The sequence below is a fragment of the Mitsuaria sp. 7 genome (assembly GCF_001653795.1).
Taxonomy (GTDB): Bacteria; Pseudomonadota; Gammaproteobacteria; order Burkholderiales; family Burkholderiaceae_C; genus Roseateles.
The window spans coordinates 3,562,237-3,584,116 of the sequence record NZ_CP011514.1; the positions used below are offsets into that span (position 1 = coordinate 3,562,237).

General features: G+C 69.1%; 20 protein-coding genes. All 20 read right to left on the minus strand.

Annotated elements, in window-relative coordinates; genetic code table 11:
• Nucleotides 1-112: 112 nt before the first annotated feature.
• The gene (locus tag ABE85_RS15620; RefSeq protein WP_157522490.1) at nt 113-1,078 is read right to left on the minus strand and encodes a hypothetical protein; all 966 of its coding nucleotides are present in this window, start codon (nt 1,076-1,078) and stop codon (nt 113-115) included.
• 101 nt (nt 1,079-1,179) lie between these two features.
• Nucleotides 1,180-2,439 (minus strand): HlyD family secretion protein, encoded by a 1,260-nt coding sequence (locus ABE85_RS15625; RefSeq protein WP_157522493.1) that lies wholly within the window; start codon nt 2,437-2,439, stop codon nt 1,180-1,182.
• Between the two features lie 3 nt (nt 2,440-2,442).
• Complete coding sequence (locus tag ABE85_RS15630) at nt 2,443-2,958, minus strand: DUF6932 family protein (RefSeq protein WP_157522496.1); 516 nt, start codon at nt 2,956-2,958, stop codon at nt 2,443-2,445.
• A complete protein-coding gene (locus ABE85_RS15635; RefSeq protein WP_067276423.1) occupies nt 2,955-5,129 on the minus strand; it encodes a peptidase domain-containing ABC transporter in 2,175 nt (724 codons plus the stop codon). Before ABE85_RS15635 ends, ABE85_RS15630 begins: the two co-directional genes overlap by 4 nt.
• Complete coding sequence (locus ABE85_RS15640; RefSeq protein ID WP_082938651.1) at nt 5,126-5,944, minus strand: Fic family protein; 819 nt, start codon at nt 5,942-5,944, stop codon at nt 5,126-5,128. Before ABE85_RS15640 ends, ABE85_RS15635 begins: the two co-directional genes overlap by 4 nt.
• The gene (locus ABE85_RS27995; protein ID WP_067276429.1) at nt 5,922-6,128 is read right to left on the minus strand and encodes a hypothetical protein; all 207 of its coding nucleotides are present in this window, start codon (nt 6,126-6,128) and stop codon (nt 5,922-5,924) included. The genes ABE85_RS15640 and ABE85_RS27995 overlap by 23 nt, the downstream gene beginning before the upstream one ends.
• A 92-nt stretch (nt 6,129-6,220) precedes the next feature.
• On the minus strand, nt 6,221-6,619 hold the full coding sequence (locus tag ABE85_RS15650) for a hypothetical protein (RefSeq protein ID WP_067276431.1): 399 nt from the start codon (nt 6,617-6,619) through the stop codon (nt 6,221-6,223).
• A gap of 8 nt (nt 6,620-6,627) precedes the next feature.
• Entirely contained in the window at nt 6,628-7,398 is a 771-nt protein-coding gene (locus ABE85_RS15655; RefSeq protein ID WP_067276434.1) for a hypothetical protein, read from the minus strand.
• 314 nt (nt 7,399-7,712) lie between these two features.
• Entirely contained in the window at nt 7,713-8,570 is an 858-nt protein-coding gene (locus tag ABE85_RS15660; RefSeq protein WP_157522502.1) for an HDOD domain-containing protein, read from the minus strand.
• Between the two features lie 64 nt (nt 8,571-8,634).
• A complete protein-coding gene (locus ABE85_RS15665; protein WP_157522504.1) occupies nt 8,635-9,339 on the minus strand; it encodes a Crp/Fnr family transcriptional regulator in 705 nt (234 codons plus the stop codon).
• Between the two features lie 242 nt (nt 9,340-9,581).
• Complete coding sequence (locus tag ABE85_RS15670) at nt 9,582-10,985, minus strand: glycerate kinase (protein WP_082938652.1); 1,404 nt, start codon at nt 10,983-10,985, stop codon at nt 9,582-9,584.
• A gap of 27 nt (nt 10,986-11,012) precedes the next feature.
• The gene (locus ABE85_RS15675; protein ID WP_067276446.1) at nt 11,013-11,927 is read right to left on the minus strand and encodes a 2-hydroxy-3-oxopropionate reductase; all 915 of its coding nucleotides are present in this window, start codon (nt 11,925-11,927) and stop codon (nt 11,013-11,015) included.
• Nucleotides 11,928-11,965: 38 nt separating this feature from the next.
• Nucleotides 11,966-12,751: a 2-dehydro-3-deoxyglucarate aldolase gene (gene garL, locus ABE85_RS15680; protein ID WP_067276449.1), complete on the minus strand. Its 786-nt coding sequence runs from the start codon at nt 12,749-12,751 to the stop codon at nt 11,966-11,968.
• Between the two features lie 88 nt (nt 12,752-12,839).
• Entirely contained in the window at nt 12,840-13,823 is a 984-nt protein-coding gene (locus ABE85_RS15685; protein WP_067276451.1) for a tripartite tricarboxylate transporter substrate binding protein, read from the minus strand.
• A 35-nt stretch (nt 13,824-13,858) separates the two neighbouring features.
• A complete protein-coding gene (locus ABE85_RS15690; protein ID WP_067282844.1) occupies nt 13,859-15,145 on the minus strand; it encodes an enolase C-terminal domain-like protein in 1,287 nt (428 codons plus the stop codon).
• 97 nt (nt 15,146-15,242) lie between these two features.
• Nucleotides 15,243-16,238 (minus strand): tripartite tricarboxylate transporter substrate binding protein, encoded by a 996-nt coding sequence (locus ABE85_RS15695; protein ID WP_067276453.1) that lies wholly within the window; start codon nt 16,236-16,238, stop codon nt 15,243-15,245.
• 326 nt (nt 16,239-16,564) lie between these two features.
• The gene (locus tag ABE85_RS15700) at nt 16,565-17,311 is read right to left on the minus strand and encodes a FadR/GntR family transcriptional regulator (protein WP_067276455.1); all 747 of its coding nucleotides are present in this window, start codon (nt 17,309-17,311) and stop codon (nt 16,565-16,567) included.
• Between the two features lie 196 nt (nt 17,312-17,507).
• Nucleotides 17,508-18,314 carry a DNA-binding transcriptional regulator KdgR gene (gene kdgR / locus ABE85_RS15705; protein ID WP_067276457.1) on the minus strand — a complete coding sequence of 269 codons (807 nt, stop codon included), beginning with the start codon at nt 18,312-18,314 and terminating at the stop codon, nt 17,508-17,510.
• A gap of 29 nt (nt 18,315-18,343) precedes the next feature.
• Nucleotides 18,344-20,728, minus strand: a complete 2,385-nt coding sequence (locus ABE85_RS15710; protein ID WP_067276460.1) for a pectinesterase family protein — start codon at nt 20,726-20,728, stop codon at nt 18,344-18,346.
• Entirely contained in the window at nt 20,728-21,879 is a 1,152-nt protein-coding gene (locus ABE85_RS15715; protein WP_067276465.1) for an oligogalacturonate lyase family protein, read from the minus strand. The genes ABE85_RS15710 and ABE85_RS15715 overlap by 1 nt, the downstream gene beginning before the upstream one ends.
• Nucleotide 21,880 lies beyond the last annotated feature (1 nt).

Genomic DNA, 21,880 nt, shown 5'->3' on the forward strand with positions numbered 1-21,880 from the left:
TGTGAGTGGGAGCCCCGCGGTGTCGCCGCCGCCTCCCCTTCACGATCGTCCATGCGACGCAGTCGGACTGATGCGGCTCAATCCGGGCAGCACGTCCCGGCCGGCGGCAAGCTCACAGCGGCGCGCACGCCGGGGCCTGCGCGACGACGACGGTCATCGGCTGCCGTCCGATCGTTGCCGCCCAGGCGCCCACAGCCGACAGTTGCTCCGCCATCTGCGCCTCGGACAGCCCCAGCAGGATCGTGCGGCAATGGGGCGCATGGTGGTCGATCAACCGACGCATGGCTCTCAGCGACTGGAACACCTCGTCCCGCACCGTCGGTTCGCCCAGGGTCAGGAACAGCAAGCCAGGGCCCTCCTGCCGGATGGCGCCCGGGCGCTCCTCCCCCGCATGGCTGTCATCCGCCTGCGTCGGCCAGGCCATCGCCAACGGCTGCAGCACATAAGGCAGCGATCCGACCAGGCCGCGGAGTGTCGGAGGGAGGTCCGCTCCTGCGGTTCCGCGCGTCATCGTCCGGTCGATGACGAAGTTCAGCGCTGCCATCAGCCGGCTCACCGCCTCGAGCCCGTCGACGTCCGTCGATCGCGATCGACCATCCGGATCCCCGTCGCGCGACGATGACCGCCCCGCGATCGACATGCGCCCGCGGAACATCAGCAGGGCGTACGCCTGCTTGGCGAGGAAATCCGCCTCGCCGGCATAGACCGAGACGGTGATCTCGGAGAACGGCCAGCAGCCCGAGGCCAGCAGCCCGGAAAGCCCGGATCGCCAGCGGGCCACGCGCGGCGATCCAGGCACGCGATCCAGGCGCACCATGCCGATCCGGAGATAGGGCGCGAGATCCCCGGTCTCACCGTCGATATCCGCGACGATCTCGTCAAACAGCGCGCGGTCGATCACGGCGACGTCCAGGTCGGACCGGTGCGCCTCGAAGCGGCGGGACCGCATCATCGAGAACCCGAAACGCGCGGAACCGCAGACCTGCACCGCGCCGGCATCGACCCCGAACAGGCGGCCGATGGCCGGCGCCAGCAGGCTGCGGAACGGCGGCCAGCCCTTGAGCCACGCCTCGTCCAACGGAAGGAACATGCGCGCCAGCGCCGTCGAGAGGTCCGTCGCGCCGTCCAGGCGCTCATGGATCGCCGACTCGTTCATCGGCGCAGGCAGATCCGTGCACATCACACCGCTCCCGATGCGGCGGGTGTCGTGGACACCGGCAGACTCCGGAACGGCGCCAGCAGCCAGTCGAGCAGACGCCGCTCCTCGACGACGAAATCAGCCGTCACCACGGACCCCGGCATCAATCGATAGGCATCGCCGCGATGCCGGATCACCGGATCGGCCAACGCGACGCGGACGCGGATCCTGGGCTCCTGCAGCTTGAAGTCGAAGGGCAGGTCCGTCGGCGTCGAGGGCACCGACCCCACGCTGAGCACGCGCCCCTCCACCACGCCGTAGGTCTGGTACGGAAAGGAGGCGACCTTGAGCTTGACGGACTGCCCGGCCTTCAAGCGCGTACCGACGGCCGTGCCGACCCAGACCTCGGCCAGCAGCGCGGCATCGGTGGGTACGACGCTGCCGATCGACTGCCCCGCCGACACCGCATCGCCCGACTTCAGCGACAGGTTGAACAAGGTGCCCGACTGGCCGCTGAGTACGGCGTAATGCCCCTGGATCTGCGCTTCGTCCCGACGGATCAGCGCTGCCAGACGGGTCTCGCGCGCCTCCGACTGTGCAAGGCTGTTCGACGCCTGCGCCTGCTCGCGCTCCAGGGCGATGGCCCGCAGACGGCCGCTGAGCGCGTTGCGCTCCCGCCGCTTCTCGACGGCCAACTGGCGCGAATCGAGCGAACGCAGCTCGATCTCCCGCACATAGCTCGGCGACACGAACCCCTCCTGCAGCAGGCGCTTCTGCTCGCTGACGCCGTCCTCGGCGCCATGGGAGCGACGTTCATGCAGGGCCAGCACTTCCTCGACCAGCGCCAGTTGGACACCCGTCTCATGCCGTTCCGCCTCCAACTGGGCCATCCGCAGCCGATGCGCCTCCCCCAGCGCCTCGAGCCGGTCGTCCGCCAGCCGGATGGCCTCCTCGGCATGAAGCTGGCGCACCCGCGACGACGCCGTCCCCTGCGGAAGATCGGAGTCCGTGCGGATCACCATCACGGGCGAGCCCTTGCTCACGACCTGACCCTCGGTGATCGCCACCGTGTCGATGATGCCCTCGCGCGCCGCGACCAGTCGGTGGAAGCCCGCCGAAGGCACCAGATAACCGTCTCCCGACTCCATGCGCGGATACCAGACGAGGAACAGGCTGGCGCCGACGACGCTCAGCAGCACCAGCCAGAACAAGGCCATGCCGCGCGCGAAGTCCAGCGAGATCGACACCGGCGCGCCGCTGCCGTGGCCGGTCCGCATCGCGGAGGCTCTGAACGTTTCCATGTCTCACCCTTCCCTTGTCATCGACACCAGCAGCAGTCCCCTGCCGGCACCCGCAGCGGCTGGACGCTCCGCGAGATAGAGGTTGGTCAGGAAGGCACTCATGCGTATCAGCACCTCCGCGCCCGCATCGACCGGCACCAGCCGCGCATCGACGCCGCGCGGCCGCGCGACGCGGACGGCCTCGCCCAGCGCCGCTGCGAGGCCGCCGGACGGCGCGGCGTCGCCCGCGACCGCGCGGTAGAACACGCCGCAGTCGATGTCCTTCGGCGCCCGCACGCGACCGTCCAGGAAGCTGCCGCCGACGAGCAGCGACTCGACGACGGCCACCGGCGCGAGGACGTCGATCAGGCGCTCGAGTTCCGCGATCAGCGCCGAGCGCCGGCCCGGCTGCGCGTAGGCGTGCCGGAAAACTTTCCATGCCATCGGGAACGGCGACGATTCGCGGGTGCCGCAGCGCTCCACCGGTCCGAGGAACCGGGGCACATGACCGTCGGCGGACCAGGACGGGACCGCGCTCACGGCGTCCCCGCCAGGGCGGCTGCCGCAGTCATCGCCGCCGGCGGCCCGTCGCCGACGGCATCCGGCGGCGGGACCGGCGTCGTCCCCGTGCCCCGCTTCACGCGCATCTCGCTGAGCCGCCCCTGCCGCAGATCGAAGGCGCGGTCCGCCAGGGTCAGCACCTCGAACCGATGCGCCACCGCGATGCGCGTGATCTTCATTTCCTTGAGCACCGCATGAATCCGGCTCTCGCTGGCGAAGTCCAGGTGCGCGGTGGCCTCGTCGAGCAGCAGCACCCGGGGCCGCTTGTACAGCGCCCGCGCCAGGATCAGCCGCTGTCTCTGCCCCGCGGAGAAGGTGGACCCCATGTCGCCCACGTCGGTGGACAGCTGCATCGGCAGGCGCCGCACCTCGTCCTCGATGTTGGCCATGCGCAGGCACTCCCACACCCGGTCCTGATCGGCGCACTCGTCGAAGAAGGACACGTTCTCGATGATCGACCCCGCCAGCAGCTCGTCTTCCTGCAGCACCGTGCCGATCGTCCGGCGCATCGATTCCAGCGTCACCGAGGTCTGCGGGTTGTCGTCGTACAGGAGCTGCCCGCCCGAGGGCGGATACAGCCCCGCCAGCACCTTCAGCAGCGTGCTCTTGCCCGCGCCGGACGGCCCGGTGATGGCGATGAACTCCCCCGGAGCAACGCGCAGGTCGAGGTTGTCGAACACCGACCCCTCGCTCGCGGAATAACGGAACGACAACTGCACGGCGTCGATGCCGCCGGCATAGCCGTCGATGTCGCGCGCGCCCTGGTGGGCGGCATGCTCCGAGGGACTGAGCGCGATTTCCGCCACCCTGTGCGAATGGAGATCGGTCTGCCGCCACGAGGTCACGTAGGCCACGATCGCGGACACCTTGCCGTTGAGCTGCTGGTAATAGGACAGGCAGGCGTACAGCGACCCCACGGTCAGGCGGCCGTGCATGCTCTCCTTGACGGCCAGGTAGGTGAGCGCGATGAGCAGCAGCCCTTCCAGCGTGACGATCACGTAGGTCTGGACGATGCGGAAACGCTCGGTCCGGTCCGAGGCCGAGATCGTCTTTGCAAACCGGTTGGACCAGGCCGCCTCGCGCTGGGTCTCGCCCCCCGCGGCCTTGATGGACTGGATGGCGCGGATGGTTTCGATGCGGAAGCCGCGCTCGGCGATGTCGGCCTGCAGCGCTTGTGCGCCCAGGCGGATGGACTGCGGAATGCAGGCGAGCTTGATGGCGTTGGTGATGCCCAGCCCGGCCACCGCGAGCAGCGCGACCGGCGCGCAGAAGAAGAACAACGCGCCGACCAGCAGCAGGACCAGCACGCCGTCCAGCAGCGTGGTGACCAGGCTGCCCGAGACCAGTTGCCGGATGGGGCCGATGCTGTCGAAGCGCGACAGCGCATCGGCCAGGCGACGACGCTGGAACCAGGGCAACCCCAGCCGCAGCATCTGGCGGAACAGGCGCAGCGTCATCTCCCACGACAGCGTCAGGGAGATGCGCGACGCCAGGATCGCGCGGCTGGCCTCCAGCGCGGTCGTCAGCAGACACAGGCCGACGAAGCCGAGCGCGATCGTGAGGTAGGCGTCATTGCCGGTCTGCGACAGCGCGTGGTCCACCGAGAACTGCAGGAACAAGGGCGCCAGCAGGGATCCGAGATGGAGCAGCACCGTGAAGAGCAGCGTGTACCCGAGCGCCCGCACGATCTCGCGCGACGGATTGACGAACGAGAACAGCGGCAGCGGCGAGGCCTGGCGGCGGCGCGTGAAGGCGGGCGTCGGGCAGAGCTCCAGCGCCGCACCGGTGAAGCTTTCGGCGCAGTCGCGCCAGGAGATCTCGGTCTCGCCGACCGCCGGGTCGACGACGATCAGGCCCTTGCGCCCCACCTTGCGAAGCACCACGAAATGGTTCATCCGCCAGTGCAGCACCGCGGGCAGACGCAGGTCTTTCAGCTCGTCGGGCTCGCAACGCACGGCGCGGGCCTGCAGATTCAACGAGGGTGCGATGTCGGACAGGGTCCTCAGGCTGGTGCCCCGCGTCGACGAGGGATGCTGCCGGCGCAGGTCGGAGAGCGCGATCTCCGAGCCGAGCAGCGTGGACACGATCGCCAGGCACGAGAGGCCGCACTCGGCACTTTCGTTCTGGAGTTGATGGCCGAGCCAGCTCATGCCGCCCTTCCCACCCGCGGCGCCATCAGCAGTCCGAGCAATCGCATCATGTAGGTCACGAAAGGCGTCCAGTCGCGATGCAGCTCGACGATGCGCAGGGTGATCTCGTAGCCGCCGCGCGAGTGGAGGAAGGCCTCCTTGAGCGGCAGGTAGTCCCCCGGTCCGAGAATCCGGTCGAGCCGGTGGTTGAGGAGGATGCGGGACAGCCGGCCGTTCCCGTCCTTGAAGCAATGCAGGTTGTTCACCAAGACGTACTCGAATAAGGCGCGCGCGAGGCGCAGGATGTCGTCACCGGTCTCGGTGACGCTTTCCAGATGCGCCGTCAGGCGCGATACGGCGGTTGCGGCGTCGCAGAAGCGGATGACCCGCGCGCCGCTCTGATCGGCCCCGAAGATGTCGTGGCTGCGGATCTCGATGCCGGGACCGAGGTGGCGCCCGAGCGCCAGCAGATCCGGCAGGGCGATCTGTCGCCCGTCGACCGCCCTCTCCCACGTCCGCAGCGAGGCCGCCTCGAGCACCGACACGCCGTAGCGCGCGCACTGCCGGGGCTCCCGCTGAGCGATGTAAGGCGACAACTCGTGGTGCAGGGGCGAGAAGTCGAGGCGATCCAGGTCCGGGACGATGCCCGCCGGCTCGCGACGGCGGGCCGCGGCCCGCCGTGACCGCCAGTCGGTCGGGAGCCCGGCGGCGAGGCCGGCCAGGTCGGCGACGAAGCCAGCCGCGGCCCGCGCCGCGGCATCGGCCTCCCCGGCCGGGATCACCCGGCGCGGCAACGGCGCTGCGGTCGCCTGATCAGGGCTTGACGACCGGTCCATGGACAGGGTCGTCGCCGCCGCCCAGGCCGCCGCCTTCGTTGCCGCCCGAGCCCTCGCCCGGGCCCTCGCCAGGGCCCGGTTCGTCCGGAGGGGTCCAGGGATCGCTGCCGTCGTCGGCATAGACCGAATCGAGCGACGTGCCGCCCGTGACCAGATCGAGTTCTTCGTTGTTCAGAGTGCGCATGAGTGATGGAAGCCGATTCGTCGAATCGGCATTGAATGATGTTGGAATGAACGGGCGAATGAAGAGCGGATGAAAGGCGCGTGTCGCGCCACTCACTTCGCCGGCAGTCGGATCAATACCGAGGTGGTCGGCAGATCGGCCCGTTCGCGGAAGAACAGCAGCAGATCCGAATGGTCCTTGAAGCACATCAGGCTCGCGCCCAGCGGCAATGCGCGCGGTGTCTCCGCTTGCGCCTGTTTCAGGAGCGCATCGGCGATCGGTTGCCCCTGGTAGGCCACCGAGTCGATGCGTGCCGTCTGCGTGGCACGTTCGAAATACGTCTGGACCACGATGCGACGACGGGACGTCGTGCATTCGAAGTCGTTGGTCGCGCGAATGATGCCGGGCCGCTCGTCCTCACGCAGTTCCAGCGTCGACAGATCGCCGGCCTGCGCGAAGCAGGACGATGCAGCCAGCAGCAGGAAGGCCGCGGCAGGGATCCTGAGACTCATGGTGGACCTCACGGGTGCTTGGGACAGGCTTGCGGCGGCGGGGTCTGCAGGCTCAGGGACTCGCCCAGGGCGGCGTTGGGGCTCCTGCGGATGTAGCCAGTGTCGACGCGTTGCTCCCAGACGGCGCGGTCCTTGTAGTCGTACTCGCGCAGCACGTTGTCGGGACCGACAACGTACAGCGCGTAGTTCGGATCGGTACGCCCCTGGAACAGCACCCCGGCCGTATTCCAGTCGTTCGTCGACGGCATCTTGTTGGCCTTCAGGGAAATCGTCGTGTCGTTGGAATCGTTGACGATGGCCATCGGATGGTTGTGGACCAGGCCGATGATGTTCTGCAGACCGCCGGCCTCGTTGACGACGCGCTGGATCTCCGGATTGGAGACGCTGTCCATCTGGCCCGAACTGGCCATCGAGGTGGTGCCGACGGAACCGTCCGCACGACGGTAGATGATCGACATGTACTCGACGCTCGATGCGTTCGGCTTGGCAAGGATGTCGCGCGCCACCTTGGCCGCGAATGCATCGACCACAGGTTCGGTGTGCTCGGTTCCGACGGGGTGTGCGCAGGTGCAAGGCGGCTCGTACGTGTCGTCGTCCCCACCGCCACCGCCGCCACCGCCGCCTTCATTGCCGCCGCCGCTGCCGCCGGTGTCACCCGGCTGATCGGGAATGTACGGCGGTTCCCAAGGGACTTCCGGATGCTGCCCGCCGACGTAGACGGAGTCGAGCGTCGTGCCGCCCGTGATCAGTTCAAGTTCTTCCTGGTTCAGGATTCGCATTGGATTCCAGTCATTGCCATTTTTAGGGAATGGAGGAGTGCCTTCGATGCCGGAGTGAATGACGTCGAAGGGCGCGCACGTTAACACCCACTTAACGCGACTCGAATTCCTACTGAATGGGGAAGTGTTTTCCCGAATGACCTGAATGACCCGAATGGATAACGAATGTCTCCGAATGAGGGCGAATTGAAAAAGGCACTCGTCGAGTGCCTTTTTCATTGATTCGTCATCACGGCGTCATCGACACGGAAGACACGTAGAACCGGCGGCCGCCGACATCCCGTCGGCAGCCCCTCATCTCGCCTTGCCTCGTCTTACTTCAGCATCAACTCCACGTCCTGTCCCGGATCCCCGCAGCCGTCCAGGCGCAGCCGCAGGAAGTCGAGGTCCAGGTGGAGATGCTCCACCAGCTCGGGCACCGCGGTCGTGAGCGCCGCGATCCGGTCGGCGTTGTGCTCGCAGGCGTCGGCGATGACCTCGGAGAGGTGCAGGATCGCCGCGAGCATCGAGAAGGGCTTGACCTCCAGCGGCACGTTCGCGTCCTTGAAGGCTTCCACCAGATCGGCCGGGAAGTGCCAGTGCGCGGCGAGCGCCGCCGTCACGTCCGCATGCGTGCAGCCGAAGCGGCTGGACTCCAGCGAGAAGCGGCTGCCCGGTTCGCCCGCGTGGGCTTCCACGTCGGCGACCTGATCGGGTTCCGTCATCGCCATCATCAGCTGCCCGGTGCGCAGCATCAGGCCGGCGAGATAGGCGGTGTCCGCATCGCCCTGCAGCAGCTTGGCCAGCAGCCGCGCATAACCGGCCGTGCGCATGCTGTGGCGCCAGAAGCGCTGGCGGTCCAGGCCCTTCACGTCGGGGAAGGTGCCCGTCAGGCTGGCCGCCATCGCGAGGTTGCGCAGCGTCTCCAGCCCCAGCGCCATCGCCGCGTCCTGCAGCGTGCTGATGGTGTGCGACGGGCTGTAGCGCGCCGAGTTGGCCAGGCGCAGCACCTTGGCCGCGAGCGTCGAGTCCTTGCCGATCAGCTCGGCGATCTGGCCGAGCGAGACGCCGTCGTCGTCCAGGCTGCGCAGCAGCTTGCGTCCGACCTCGGGCATCACGGGGAGACTGGCGTGCCCCCCGAAGAAACGTTCCGCGCTGGAACCGGTGGTGCCCGTGGGGGTCAGGGGGGTCACGCTGGCAATCGTCACATTGGCCTCCTCAGAACGTCACGACAGGGTGGCACTGAGTCTAAGCCGCTCAGCGGGCGCGCGCCAGCGCCAGCAACTCGACCCGGTCCAGCAGGTCGATGCGGTAGCCCTGGACCGCCACGACGCCCCGGTCGGCGAGCTGCCGCAACGTGCGCGACAGCGTCTCCGGCGAGATCGACAGCTGCGCCGCCACGTCGCGCTTGCGCTCGGTGAATTGCAGCTCCCCGGCGGCGCCGGCCTGCGCCAGCAGCCAGGCGGCCACGCGACCGGTGGCGTCCTTCATCGTCAGGCCGCGGATCGCGTCCTGCGCATCCCGCAGTTGCGCGGCCGTGGCGCGCACCAGCGCCTCCAGCACCAGGGGCTGCGAGCGCAGCCACATCCCCGCCACCGACATCGGCCACACCAGCACCAGCGCCGACGCGGAGACGACGCTGACGTCCTCCGCGTAACGGCCCTCGAGCCAGGCGGTGTGCAGGTCCAGCCACAGCGGACCGGTGAGCGGCGCGCGCGCGGCGACCTTACCTTCGCACAGCGCCAGCATGGCCACCGCGGCATCGCCGCGGCGGATCGCCAGGTCGCCGGCCTTGCAGCGGCGCAGCTGCGTCATGGCGGTCAGCGCGGACCAGCTCTCGCCGTCCAGCAGCACGTCGCCCAGCAGCGCGCGCCAGGGGATGGGATGGGCGGGTCCGGGGATCAGCCCGGCGCTGGAAGGCGGAAAGACCGCCTCGAGCATCAACCCTGCAGGGGTGACCATGGCCGTGGCCGTGGCCGTGGCCGTGGCAGCGGAGGCGGAAGCGAAAGGGGTGACAGGATCGCCGGGGTCGGCGGATCCGTCAGGGTCGGAGGTCAGATGGGCGAACACGGGCACTCTCGGAAGCCGGAAAAACCGGGAGATCCGGACTGTCCTCGCCCTCGGCGGAAATTGCCTTGAGGCGCGTCAACATCTGATCAATTTCCCCCTCGATTCGCTCGATGGGGGGATGTCCGTGAAACGCCTCAGCGGATCAGCAGCGCGCGGAAGTCGTTGACGTTGGTCTGCGTCGGCCCGGTGATCAGCAGGTCGCCGAGCGCCTCGAACAGCGCGTAGCCGTTGTTGGCCGCCAGCAGGTCCGCCGGCTTCAGGCCCAGGGCGCCGGCGCGCTCCAGCGTACTCGGGCTGAGGAAGGCGCCGGCGTTGTCCTCGACGCCGTCGATGCCGTCGGTGTCCGCGGCCAGGCCCCACACGTCCGGTTGTCCGTCCAGCGCGATCGCGCAGCCGAGCACGAACTCGCCGGCACGGCCGCCGCGTCCCGGCTGCGGGATCAGCGTCACCGTCGTCTCGCCGCCGGACAGGATCAGGCAGGGTTTGGCGAAGGGCTCGCCGTGACGCGCCACCGAGCGGGCCAGCGCCGCGTGCACGCGGCCGACCTCTCGGGACTCGCCCTCGATCTCGTCCGACAGCACGTGCGCGGTGATGCCCAGCGCGCGGGCCGCCTCGGCGGCCGCGATCAGGCTCTGGCGCGGCGCCGCGATGATGCGCTGCTCATGGCCGTCGAAGCACTTGTCGCCGGGTTTTGGGGTCTCCCACTCGCCGCGTTCGAGCGCGTCGATCGCGACTTGGGGCAACGCGATGCGGTAGCGGCGGCAGATCGCCAGCGCCTCGGCGCAGGTGCTCGCGTCGGGCACCGTCGGGCCGGAGGCGATCACCTGCGGATCGTCGCCGGGCACGTCGGAGATCATCAGCGTCAGCACCTTGGCCGGCGCGCAGGCGGCGGCCAGCCGCCCGCCCTTGATCCCGCTGAGGTGCTTGCGCACGCAGTTCATCTCGACGATGTTGGCGCCGCTGGCCAGCAGCGCGCGGTTGACGGCCTGCTTGTCGGCCAGCGTCAGCCCCGGCGCCGGCAGCGGCATCAGCGCCGAGCCGCCGCCCGAGATCAGGCAGATCACCTGGTCGTCGGCGGTGGGGTTGAAGTCCCGCACCTTCTGCATCATCCGGGCCGCGGCCTGCTCGCCGGCAGCGTCGGGCACCGGATGCGCGGCCTCGACCATCTCGATGCGGCGCGGCCGGTAGTCCGGCGGGATGTGGCCGTAGCGCGTGATGACCAGGCCGGTCATCGGGGCGCTCGCCGGCCAGGCGGCCTCGAAGGCCTGGGCCATCGATCCGCCGCCCTTGCCCGCGCCGATCACCAGCGTGCGGCCCTTGGGCGGGGGCGGCAGGTGGCTCGCGAGGATCTTTCCCGGCAGCGCCCGGTCCACCGCCACGCGGTAGAGGTGCTTCAGCAGCGCGCGCGGATCGGCGAGCAGCGCCGCGGCCTCCGGCGATCCCGGAACGGGCGACCCGGGGGCAGGTGTTGCGGCAGCCGAGGCCGCCGCAACTGCTGCGGCGGCCGGAGGGGCGGAGGCGTCGTGGGGCGTGCTCATGACCGGCGATTGTGGAGACCTGGCCCCTCAGGCGGCGTCCGTAGTGCTACCGACCTCATGGTTGGCCAGCACTTCCAGCGCCCGCACCAGCGCCGAGTGGTCGAGCTGGTCCCAGCCCTGCGCCGCGGCGGCCTGCATCAGCTGCGCGGTGTTGGCCGTGTTGGGCAGCGACAGGCTCATCGCCTTGGCGCTCTGCAGCGCGAGGTTCAGGTCCTTCTGGTGCAGCGCGATCCGGAAGCCCGGGTTGAAGGTGCGCTTGATCATGCGCTCGCCGTGCACTTCGAGGATGCGGCTGGAGGCGAAGCCGCCCATCAGCGCCTCGCGCACCTTGGCCGGATCGGCGCCGGCCTTGGAGGCGAAGACCAGGGCCTCGCCGACGGCGGCGATGTTCAGCGCCACGATGATCTGGTTGGCCACCTTGGTGACCTGGCCCGCGCTCGCACCGCCGACGAGCGTGATGTTCTTGCCCATCAGCTCGAACAGCGGCCTGATGCGCGCGAAGGTGGCTTCCTTGCCGCCGACCATGATCGACAGCGTGCCGGCCTTGGCGCCGACCTCGCCGCCGGAAACCGGGGCGTCCAGCCACTCGGCGCCGAGCGCTTCGATGCGTTCCGCGAAATCCTTGGTCGCGATCGGCGAGATCGAGCTCATGTCCACGACCGTCTTGCCCGCGCCCTTGCCGCCGGCGAACGCGGCGGCGATGCCGCCTTCGCCGAACAGCACGCGCTCGACGTCCGGCGTGTCCGGGACCATGGTGAAGATCACCTCGGCCTGCTGCGCGACTTCCGTGGCGCTGTCGCAGACGGTGACACCGACGGCGGCGACGTCTTCGCGGACCTGGGAACGGGTGTGGACGAACAGCTGATGCCCGCCCTGCGCCAGACGCACCGCCATGGGCGCGCCCATGATGCCCAGGCCGATGAAACCGATCTTGATGCTCATTGCCATAACTCCTAAATCAATCCTGAATCAACCCTGAATCAATCCTTGAACTTGTCGCGCAGACCCTGGGTCGCGCCGCGGAAGATGCCGAGATCGCTGCCGACGGCCACGAAGGTCGCGCCCTGCTCGATGTAGCGGCGCGCGTCGGCTTCCACCGGCGCGAGGATGCCGACCGGCTTGCCCGCCGCCTTGCACGCGGCGTAGATCGTCGCCATCGCCGCCTGCACCTCCGGGTGCTGCGGGTTGCCGAGGTGGCCGTAACCGGCCGCCAGGTCGGACGGGCCGATGAACACCGCGTCCACGCCCTCCACCGCCGCGATCGCCGCGACGGCTTCGACGCCCGCCGGGCTCTCGATCTGGACCACCACTGTGATCTGCTCGTTGATGCCCTGGAAGTAGCCCGGCACCGTGCCGTAGCGGTTGTTGCGCTGCGAGACCGACACGCCGCGGATGCCCTGCGGCGGATAACGCGTCGATGCCACGGCCCGCGTCGCTTCCTCGGCGGTCTCGACGAAGGGGACCAGGAAGTTGGAGAACCCGGCGTCGAGCAGGCGCTTGATCTCGACGGCGTTGTTGCTGCTCGGTCGCACGACCGGCGCGCTGACGCTGTCCTTGAGCGCCATCAGCTGCGGCACGAAGCTGCTGACCTCGTTGGGCGAGTGCTCGCCGTCCAGCAGCAGCCAGTCGAAGCCGGCCACGCCCAGCACCTCGGTGCTGATCGGGCTGGCGAGCGAGCACCAGCAGCCGATCAGGCGCTCGCCGGCGATCAGGCGCTGGCGCAGCGTGTTGGGAAAGGCGGAATACGGCGTGGTCGGGGTCGGCATGACGGGGCTCCTGGAGACGGAATCAAAGGGGAATCACCCAAGCGGCGCCCGACCCTGCGTCGAGCGGCACCCGGGCATCAAAAAAACATCAATCGAGCTTCAACCCGCTCTTGGCCACGACGCCCGCCCACTTCTTGCGCTCGGCGTTGAAGAAGGTGTCCATCTCGGCGGGGTTCATCGTGCTGACCTCGGCGCCCTGCGCGGCCAGACGGGCGCGGACTTCCGGCGAACGGATGATGGTGATCAGCGCGGCCGACAGCTTGTCGATGTTGGCCTTGGGCATGTTGGCCGGGGCCAGGATGCCCTGCCAGGTGCCGGACTCGAAGCCGGTGGCGCCCTGCTCGGCCAGCGTCGGCACGTTGGGCAGCAGCGGCACGCGGGTGGACTTGCTGACGCCGATGACCTTGAGCTTGTTCTGCTGCACGAAGGGCAGGGTCGCGAGCATGCCGTTCATCAGCACCTGCGTCTGGCCGGCGATCGTGTCGGTCACGGCCTGCGATCCGCCCTTGTACGGGATGTATTCCCACTTGGCGCCGGTCAGGCTGGCGACCTGGAAGCCGGCCAGGTGCGGCGCGCTGCCCATCGCGGTGACGGCGAAGTCGATCTTGGACTTCTTGGACAGCTCGACCAGTTCCTTCAGGTTGTTGGCCGGCACCGACGGGTGGACGACCAGCATGTGCGGCGAGTACGCCAGCATCGCCACGCCCTTCAGGTCCTTGGACGGGTCGAAGTTGAGCTTGGTGTACAGCGACGGGCTGATGGCCAGCGCGCTGACGTCGCACAGCATGATGGTGTAGCCGTCGTTGGCCTTGGACGTCTGGTCGGCGCCCATGTTGCCGCTGGCGCCGGGCTTGTTCTCGACGATGACGGTCTGCTTGAGCGCTTCGCCCAGCATCGGCGAAATGATGCGGGCGATGATGTCCGACGAGCCGCCCGGGGTGTACGGGACGATGATCTTCAGCGGCTTGCTGGGCCAGGCGGCCTGCGCGAAGGCGCCGGGGGCAACACCTGCCACCGCGGCGACGGCGGCTGCGGCGAGGACGGCACGGCGGGCGAATGTCTTGTCTTGCATGTTGTCTCTCTCCAGGTTTCGTTCGGGGGGATCGTTCAGCGGACCATGCAGGGCCGCTTGGGATCGAACTTCCAGTCGGGGATCAGGTGCTGCATGGCGATGGCGTCGTCGCGCGCGCCCAGGCCGTGCTGCAGGTAGAGCTGGTGGGCCGCTTCCACGGCCTTCATGTCGAGCGTCACTCCCAGACCCGGCGCCGTCGGGACCGCGACCTCGCCGTCGACGATCTGCAGCGGCTTCTCGGTCAGGAACTGGCCGTCCTGCCAGATCCAGTGCGTGTCGATCGCGGTGAGGCGGCCCGGCGCGGCGGCGGCGGCATGCGTGAACATCGCCAGCGACACGTCGAAATGGTTGTTGGAATGCGAGCCCCAGGTCAGGCCGAAGTCGCGGCAGGTCTGCGCGACGCGGACCGCGCCGGACATGGTCCAGAAGTGCGGATCGGCCAGCGGGATGTCGACGGACTGCAGGCTGAGCGCGTGCGTGAACTGGCGCCAGTCGGTCGCCACCATGTTGGTGGCCGTCGGCAGGCCGGTGGCGCGGCGGAACTCGGCCATCACCTCGCGGCCGGAGAAACCTTCCTCGGCGCCGCAGGGATCCTCGGCGTAGGCGAGCACGCCGCCCAGGTCGCGCAGCAGGCGGATCGCGTCCTTCAGCAGCCAGCCGCCGTTGGGATCGAGCGTGACGCGCGCCTCGGGGAAGCGCGTCTTCAGCGCCTTGATCGCCTCGACCTCTTCCTCGCCGGCCAGTACGCCGCCCTTGAGCTTGAAGTCCTTGAAGCCGTAGCGCGCCTGCGCGGCGGCGGCCTGCTCGACGATGGTCTCCGGCGTCATCGCGACGTGGTGTCGCACCTTCAGCCAGGCGTCGGTCGCGGCATCGCTGCCGGCCTCGTCCTCGGGCGTCTTGTAGGCCAGGCCCGTCTTCGTGCGGTCGCCGACGAAGAACAGGTAGCCCAGCATCGCGACGCTGTCGCGCTGCCTGCCTTCGCCGAGCAGCTCGCACACGGGCACGCCCAGGTGCTGGCCCAGCAGGTCCAGCAGCGCGCATTCGACGGCGGTGAGCACATGGATCGTGGTCCGCAGATCGAAGGTCTGCAGGCCGCGGCCGCCGCTGTCGAGGCCCTTGAACTTCTCGCGGACCTGCGCGAGCAGCGCGTTCCACTTCGCGACCGGCTGGCCGACGAGCAGTTCGCCGGCCTGTTCCAGCGTCTTGCGGATGGGCTCGCCGCCGGGGATCTCGGCGATGCCGACGTGGCCGGCGTTGTCCTCGAGGATCAGCAGGTTGCGGGTGAAGAACGGCGCATGCGCGCCACTCAGGTTCATGAGCATGCCGTCGCGGCCGGCGACCGGGATCGCGCGGGCGGAGGTGACGATGGGACTGCTGGCGCTCACGCGGAACTCCTGGTCGGTCTGAGGTCGATCTTGATCAATCGGCGGTGATCTTGCGGGTCTCGATGACCTGCTTCCAGCGCGCGAACTCGGTCTTCTGGAAGGCCTGCGCCTGGTCGGGCGTGTTGGCGACGGTCTCGATGCCGATGTCGGAGAACTTCTGCTTCACCGACGGGTCGTGCAGCGCGGCGACGATGTCCTTCTGCAACTGGGCGCGCACGGCGGGCGGCAGGCCCTTGGGCGCGGCCACGCCTTGCCAGGAGTAGACGTCGGCGCCCTTGATGCCGGACTCGGACAGCGTGGGCACGTTGGGCAGCACGGCGGAGCGCTTGTCGCCGGTCACGGCCAGCGCGCGCAGCTTGCCGCCGAGGATGTGCGGCAGCACCGCGTTGACGTTCTGGAACGAGGCGTCGATCTGCGCGCCCAGCAGGTCGCTGATCGCGGGGGCGCCGCCCTTGTACGGCACGTGCAGGCCGTTGGTGCCGGTCTGCAGCCAGAACAGCTCGGCGGTCAGGTGGTCGGAGGAGCCGTTGCCCGAGGAGGCGAAGCTCATCTTGCCCGGCTCCTTCTTGAGCGTGTCGACGACGTCCTTGACGGTCTTCAGCGGGGAGGCGGCGGGCACGACCAGCACATTGGGCGCCTGGATGGCGACGGTGAGCAGGTCGATGTCCTTGAGGGCGTCGTACTGGACGGCCTTGATCAGATGCGGGGCGATGACGAACGGGCCGAGCGAGGACACCAGCAGCGTGTAGCCGTCGGGCGCGGCGCGCTTGACCTGGGTGGTGCCGAGGGTGCCGGTGGCGCCGGGGCGGTTGTCGACGATGACGGTCTGGCCCCACTTCTTCTGCAGCTCGGCGCCCATGGCGCGGGCCAGCATGTCGGTCGACCCGCCGGCCGGGAACGGCACGACGATGGTCACCGGCCGGTCGGGGAAGCCGCTGGCGTGGGCCAGGGTGGCCGTGACGGTGGAGAGGACGGCGGCGCCGAGGGCGGCACCCACTTTGACGGCCAGGCGGCGGGTCAGAACGGTCATGGTTTGTCTCCGGGAAGGAACCGTGGAAAGCGCTCTATGTGCGACGCCGGGCTCAGTCCGGGGTCGCCGTGGCGGCCTTGTTGTCAGTCATCATACAAGTTGGTTTGCGCCGGTGGCAAGGCGATCAGCCCGCATCGGGATCGGGAAAAACGCGTAATCAGGTGGGTTCAGCCGCACAGCTGGCGGGAGGCCTGCGGGAAGGCCTGCGGGAAGGCCTGCGGGAAGGCCTGCGGGATGCCAAGCGCGGGCTCTCCAGGGAGCATGGGGGATCCCTCCAGGACCCCCAAGCACCCTTCCGGCCCCAGCAGCACTCGCTGGGTGCGGGCCTAGCGCTTTTCCTGCAACGCCAACGCCGCGCGCCGGCGCCGTTCGCGGCTGTTGGCCAGGTGCGTCCGCATGGCGGCGCGGGCGGCCTCGGTGTCGCGCGCGGAGATCGCGTCGAGGATGCTCTCGTGCTCCGCGTTCACGCGCAGCAGGTAGTCGCGCTGGGCCAGCGGGTCTTCGTCGCCGGCCGCCGCCAGGCTCGCCAGGCGGGCGCGGGGGATGCTGGGCGCGCCCAGCGTCGCCATCAGCTGCTCGAAGTGCGGGTTGCCCGTGGCGCGGGCGATCTCCAGGTGGAACTGGAAGTCCGAGGCCACCGCGTCACGGCCCGCCAGCGCCGCCTCGGCGAAGGCCGACAAGGCCGCGCGCATGTTGTCCAGGTTCGCATCGCTGCGCCGCTGCGCGGCCAGCGCCGCGGCCTCGGTCTCGATGCCGATCCGCAGCTCCAGCACCGCCACGACATCGTGCAGCGTGGCCATCTGGTCCGCGCCGATCCGGAACGGACCGCCCTCCCCCAGCCCCAGGACGAAGGTCCCGATGCCGTGCCGCGTCTCGACCAGCCCCGCCGCCTGCATCTTCGAGATCGCCTCCCGGACCACCGTCCGGCTGACCTCGAACTCGGCCATGATCGCCGCCTCGGTCGGCAGCTTGTCGCCATTGGCCAGCGCTCCCGCACGGATCCGGTCCTCCAGCGCACGGACAAGGCCGAGCGCCAGGGATTTCGGACGGGAACGGGTCAACGAAGCATTCATCACGGGGTCAGTTGTACGACAACATGGGCCAACACGACAACCGCGTTATCACGGTGTCGCGCCGATGCCGCGTGTTTTTGGAGCGGCAGGCGACGGAGAACGGTGCCGGCGCGTCAGGGGCGCTGTCTGGGAGCGATATCGGTGCGGCACCGGCAAGCGGGACGCGGATTCTCCCGCACCGGCCCCGCTGAGTGCGTCAGGCGGCGTCCAGCGGGAACTTCGTGCAACCCAGCCGGGCCGAGATGTCCCGGCTCGCCGCCTGCAGCATCGCCACGACCTCCGGCGCCTTGGCGTCGTCGTAGCGGAAGGTCGGGAAGCTGACGCTCATGCCGGCGATGGGCTGGCCCAGCCGGTCGAAGATGGGCACGCCCAGGCAGCGGATGTGGTCGTCGAACTCCTCGCGGTCCTCGCCGAAGCCCTGCGCCTTCACCCGGTCCAGTTCGGCCTGGAAGGCCGCCGGCTCGGTGATGGTCTTGTCGCGGAAGCGCTGGAACTCGGCCCCGGCCAGCACGCGGGCCCGGCGCTCCGGATGCTCCCAGGCCATCAGCACCTTGCCGATCGCCGTGCAGTGCAAGGGCGCGCGGCGGCCGATGCGCGAGTACATGCCCAGCATGTGCTTGGAATCGACCTTGTGGACGTAGATGATCTCGCTGTCGATCAGCGTGCCCAGGTGCACCGTCTCGCCGGTGGCGTCGGCCAGCATCTGCATGTGGTGCTTGGACAGGTCGACCAGGTCCGGGTACTGCAGCGCCTTCGCGCCGATCTCGAAGACCTTCATCGCCAGGCCGTAGCGCTCGCTGTCGGTCTCCTGTCGCACGTAACCCAGCGTCTTCATCGTCTGCAGGAAGCGGTAGACCGTCGCCTTGGGCATGGCCAGCCGCACGGACAACTCCGAGATACCGGTATCACTGCGTTCTGACAGGGCCTGCAGGATGGCAAACACCTTGAGCACCGCGGCCACGGATTCGGGCTGCTGTCTGCCATCGTTCAGATCGTCATCCATGCGCGGGGTGTTCTTGGAAAGGGAAGATTTCACCACAGCCGGCCCGTCCCCGCGCTCGCGCGGACTTGGGTGGCCACATCGCGTGCAAGCGCGATGGGCAGCCGGTATGGCGGCGTCCAGCCGGCGTCGTCGACGACAGCCTTGTCAGGGTTCGCGGCGCGCAGCAGACGCGTCGGATCGAAGGGGCCGCCGTTGAAGCTCGAGCCGCGATCCGTGAGGCGATCGCCCTTGAGCAGGCGCACGACGCGCTCCGGGACGATGCCCGGCGCGGCCTCCCAGACGTTGGCCTCGCTCAGCACCTGCGATTCGATGCCCAGGCCGATCGAGTAGCCGTAGGGATAGTCGCCGCCCGGGGCCGCGACGAAGAGGTTGTTGGCGACGTGCACCTGCCCGTAGCGCACGCGCGGCGTGCGCTCCTTCACCTGCTCCCAGAGGTTGTGGTGCAGCGTCACGCGCAGGCGGCCGCGATCGTCGCGATGGCTGTCGCTGCCGCCGATCAGCATGGTCTTGTCGTGGCGGCGGAAGACGTTCCAGGACACGGTCACGAAGTCCGAGCGGCGGGTGATGTCGAGCAGGCCGTCGTGGCGCTGCATCCGCTGACCCAGTGCGACGGGCTCTCGCGGATCGGGGCGCTCGCCGTCGTCGAAGGCGCAGTGGTCGATCCATACCTGCGTCGTTTCACGCAGCGAGACGGTGTCGTACTCGGAATTCCACTCGCCGTGACCGTTGTCGTTCGGGTCCCAGGCGGGGAAGAAGTCGTAGGCATCGGAGAAGCGCAGGTTGCGCAGGATCACCTGCGAGACCTTGTCGAGCATGAGCGAGCCGCCGTCGAAGCCGGCATCCGAGGTGACGCCGACGATGGTCGTGTTCGAGGGCACCTTGACCACGACCTGCGCGGCCTGCTGCTTCGCCGAGCGCTTGCGCGCCTCCTCCAGCGGGCCCTCGGGTGCGCGCCGGCCCCATGTCGCGGGGTCGTACTGGCGTACGAAGGCGTCGAAGTCGAAGGCGGGATCGCGGAAGTCCTCGATGCCCAGACGTCGTCCGGTCGCATCGGCGGCGAGGTCGATGCGCGCCGCGAGCGCGATGAGCTTGGGCGTGTCGCCGAGCGCGATCGCCGCATCGAGTTCCGAGCGCGTCCGCACGACGCGGACCGCGTCGGGCTTCGCACGGGCGCCGCCGATCGTGCCGCCGTTCATCGATGCCCAGCCGTCGCCCGACGCGATCGCGCCGAACGCCGCGACCGGCAACGCGACAGGCAGCGTGACGTTGCGGTACTCGGCCATGCGGTTGGCGGACTCGCCGGTCGCACTGAAGGGGCGCCGCGAGGTCGATGCGGACCACGGCGCCAGATGCGGGCCGAGCAGGTTGCCGCGCAGCACCGCCTGTCCGTTCGGGATCGCCGGCGATGCGCGCCACTCGCCGCGCGCGATGCCGCGGTCCCACGCCCGGCCCAGGCTGATGCTGGCCGGCGCCACGCCGGGCTCGGCCAGCCAGCGCGAGTCCTGGATCAGGAAGCCGCGCGACAACGCGTGGGGCGTGCTGGGCGCGATCACGTGCCCGCCGTGACCCGGAACGCGACGTCCGGCTCGACTGACGATCAGGCTGTCGTCGATGACGAGCGTCGCGCCGCCGAAGATGAAGTCGACGTCGCCTCGGATCTCCGAGCGGCGCACCAGCACGCGCGCTTCGGCCGCGGCGGCCTCCCGCTCCGCATAGAACGTGTCCTGATGGCCGATCAAGCGCACCTGATCGAGCTGGATCCGATCCCCACGCGTCATGAACGCGACGGCCTGCGCGCCGCCGCTTTCGCCGACACCGGCCGGATAACCCTGTCCATCGCGAACGCGGTCCATCGCATCGTTCGCGATGGTCAGGCGGGCGAGCTGGACGTCGTCGCTGAACAGCATCACGCTGGCACTGCCCGGCGTGCCGTAGGTGTCAGCGTCGAGCAGCGGCATGCAGCGATGCGCAGCCTCCCGCTTCGCCTTCGGCAGCGCGTTGTAGCGGCCTTCGACGATCACGACCTCGGACGCATCACCCGCGCCGTAGAGCGCGAACGGTGCCTTGTCCTGGATGCACAGCGGCTCGCGGTAGGTGCCGGGTTTGACGAGCACATAGGCGCGAGGCGCAGTCGACGTCCCCGCCATCCTCGCAGGCAATGCATCGATCGCGGCCTGCACCGTGCGGTGCGTACCGCTGCCGTCCGCAGCAACGACGAAGGTCGGCGTCCATGTCGAAAGATCGAGGGGCGCCGGCTGCCAATCGCCAAGGTAGGCGGCGACCGTGGCCGTCCCCGCCTGCACGTCGGTGAGCTGAGGGCGCTCCTGGACAGAGTCCGCAGGCGCCGCCGCGACTGCGCCGGGGAACACCGTGAAGGCCACACCCACCGTCATGACCGCGCGCCGGAGTCGCATCACAGGTCTGCCAGGTACAAGGCCGGTTCGCCCTCGGCGTCCGCGCTGAAGAGCACCTGCTTCTCATCCGGCGTGAACGACGGATGCGGATGCGTGACCTGCCGGTTGCCCTTGTAGACGCGCCACGAGCTGTCGTGCCGGGCGACGCGGCGCTCGGTGCCGGCCTTCAGGTCGAAGAGGTGCAGGAAGGGATCCGTCGCGATCTGGTGGCTGCCGGTGTCGGCGACATCGGCCGGCGAGTCGCAGCCGTCGCCGATCAGCAGCGTGCCGTCCTGGTTGCTCATCAGGTGCGAGCACGGCGGCATGCGCGTCAGCCGCTTCGATTCGAGCGTCACCGGATCGAGCGAGCAGATCCAGCGGTCGCGCTGCCCCTTCAGGTAGGAGACGTAGATCATCGCGGAGCCGTCCGGCACCCAGAACTCATGGGTGCAGCTCTCGCCCGGATCGTGGCGGCGGCCGCAGCGGACGTTGCGGCCGTCCTCGTCGATGAACCACATGCGCGCGTCGACGAGGTCGTGCGGCCCCTCGTGGCAATACGCGACGGTGTTGTCGTCGCCGGGCCGGTACTGCGGATGGCCGAGCCAGCCCTGCTGCTCGAGGATCACCTCGCGCGCGCCGGTCGCCAGGTCGATACGGATCAGCCGGCAGCGCGGCTTCGCATGGAACATCTGATGGAACTTCTGCCAGTCGCTGAGCGGGAACCAGTCGCTCGCGGCGATCTCGATGCCGACCATCTTCGTGCAGGCGGAATTCGCCACCCAGGTGCCGTAACCCACCCAGCCCTCGGGCACGGTGTAGACGACCTCCTCGCCCAGATCCCGCATGGACAGGCGGATCAGCTGACGCTCCGCGCGGACGAAGTAGAGGTGCCTATCGTCGGGGCTGAGGAAGCCGCCGAAGGTGTTCTCGCCCGGCTGATCGGTGAGCTGCGTCGCCACCTGCGTCTTCAGGTCGAGCAGGTGGTAGTTCCAGCTCGTGCCCGGCCCGAACCCGGCGCCGAAGATCAGCTTCGCGCCGTCGTTGGTGAAGCACTTCTGATAGAAGTAGTTGCGATGGCAGGTGACGTCGGTCGGCGTCAGCCGCGTGACGCGCGCGCCGGTGTCCGGATCCTCGCGGGTGGCGAAGTGGAGCTGTCGTTCGTTGGCTTTCATG

What these genes read in the sequence shown, in the direction of transcription:
- ABE85_RS15640 (WP_082938651.1), bottom strand. Translation starts at nt 5,944, where the DNA reads ATGGACCGGTCGTCAAGCCCTGATCAGGCGACCGCAGCGCCGTTGCCG.
- ABE85_RS15655 (WP_067276434.1), bottom strand. Translation starts at nt 7,398, where the DNA reads ATGCGAATCCTGAACCAGGAAGAACTTGAACTGATCACGGGCGGCACG.
- ABE85_RS15675 (WP_067276446.1), bottom strand. Translation starts at nt 11,927, where the DNA reads ATGAGCATCAAGATCGGTTTCATCGGCCTGGGCATCATGGGCGCGCCC.
- ABE85_RS15670 (WP_082938652.1), bottom strand. Translation starts at nt 10,985, where the DNA reads ATGAGCACGCCCCACGACGCCTCCGCCCCTCCGGCCGCCGCAGCAGTT.
- ABE85_RS15665 (WP_157522504.1), bottom strand. Translation starts at nt 9,339, where the DNA reads ATGGTCACCCCTGCAGGGTTGATGCTCGAGGCGGTCTTTCCGCCTTCC.
- ABE85_RS15685 (WP_067276451.1), bottom strand. Translation starts at nt 13,823, where the DNA reads ATGCAAGACAAGACATTCGCCCGCCGTGCCGTCCTCGCCGCAGCCGCC.
- ABE85_RS15695 (WP_067276453.1), bottom strand. Translation starts at nt 16,238, where the DNA reads ATGACCGTTCTGACCCGCCGCCTGGCCGTCAAAGTGGGTGCCGCCCTC.
- garL (WP_067276449.1), bottom strand. Translation starts at nt 12,751, where the DNA reads ATGCCGACCCCGACCACGCCGTATTCCGCCTTTCCCAACACGCTGCGC.
- ABE85_RS27995 (WP_067276429.1), bottom strand. Translation starts at nt 6,128, where the DNA reads ATGCGCACTCTGAACAACGAAGAACTCGATCTGGTCACGGGCGGCACG.
- ABE85_RS15635 (WP_067276423.1), bottom strand. Translation starts at nt 5,129, where the DNA reads ATGAGCTGGCTCGGCCATCAACTCCAGAACGAAAGTGCCGAGTGCGGC.
- ABE85_RS15650 (WP_067276431.1), bottom strand. Translation starts at nt 6,619, where the DNA reads ATGAGTCTCAGGATCCCTGCCGCGGCCTTCCTGCTGCTGGCTGCATCG.
- ABE85_RS15700 (WP_067276455.1), bottom strand. Translation starts at nt 17,311, where the DNA reads ATGAATGCTTCGTTGACCCGTTCCCGTCCGAAATCCCTGGCGCTCGGC.
- ABE85_RS15710 (WP_067276460.1), bottom strand. Translation starts at nt 20,728, where the DNA reads ATGCGACTCCGGCGCGCGGTCATGACGGTGGGTGTGGCCTTCACGGTG.
- ABE85_RS15625 (WP_157522493.1), bottom strand. Translation starts at nt 2,439, where the DNA reads ATGGAAACGTTCAGAGCCTCCGCGATGCGGACCGGCCACGGCAGCGGC.
- ABE85_RS15690 (WP_067282844.1), bottom strand. Translation starts at nt 15,145, where the DNA reads ATGCTCATGAACCTGAGTGGCGCGCATGCGCCGTTCTTCACCCGCAAC.
- ABE85_RS15715 (WP_067276465.1), bottom strand. Translation starts at nt 21,879, where the DNA reads ATGAAAGCCAACGAACGACAGCTCCACTTCGCCACCCGCGAGGATCCG.
- kdgR (WP_067276457.1), bottom strand. Translation starts at nt 18,314, where the DNA reads ATGGATGACGATCTGAACGATGGCAGACAGCAGCCCGAATCCGTGGCC.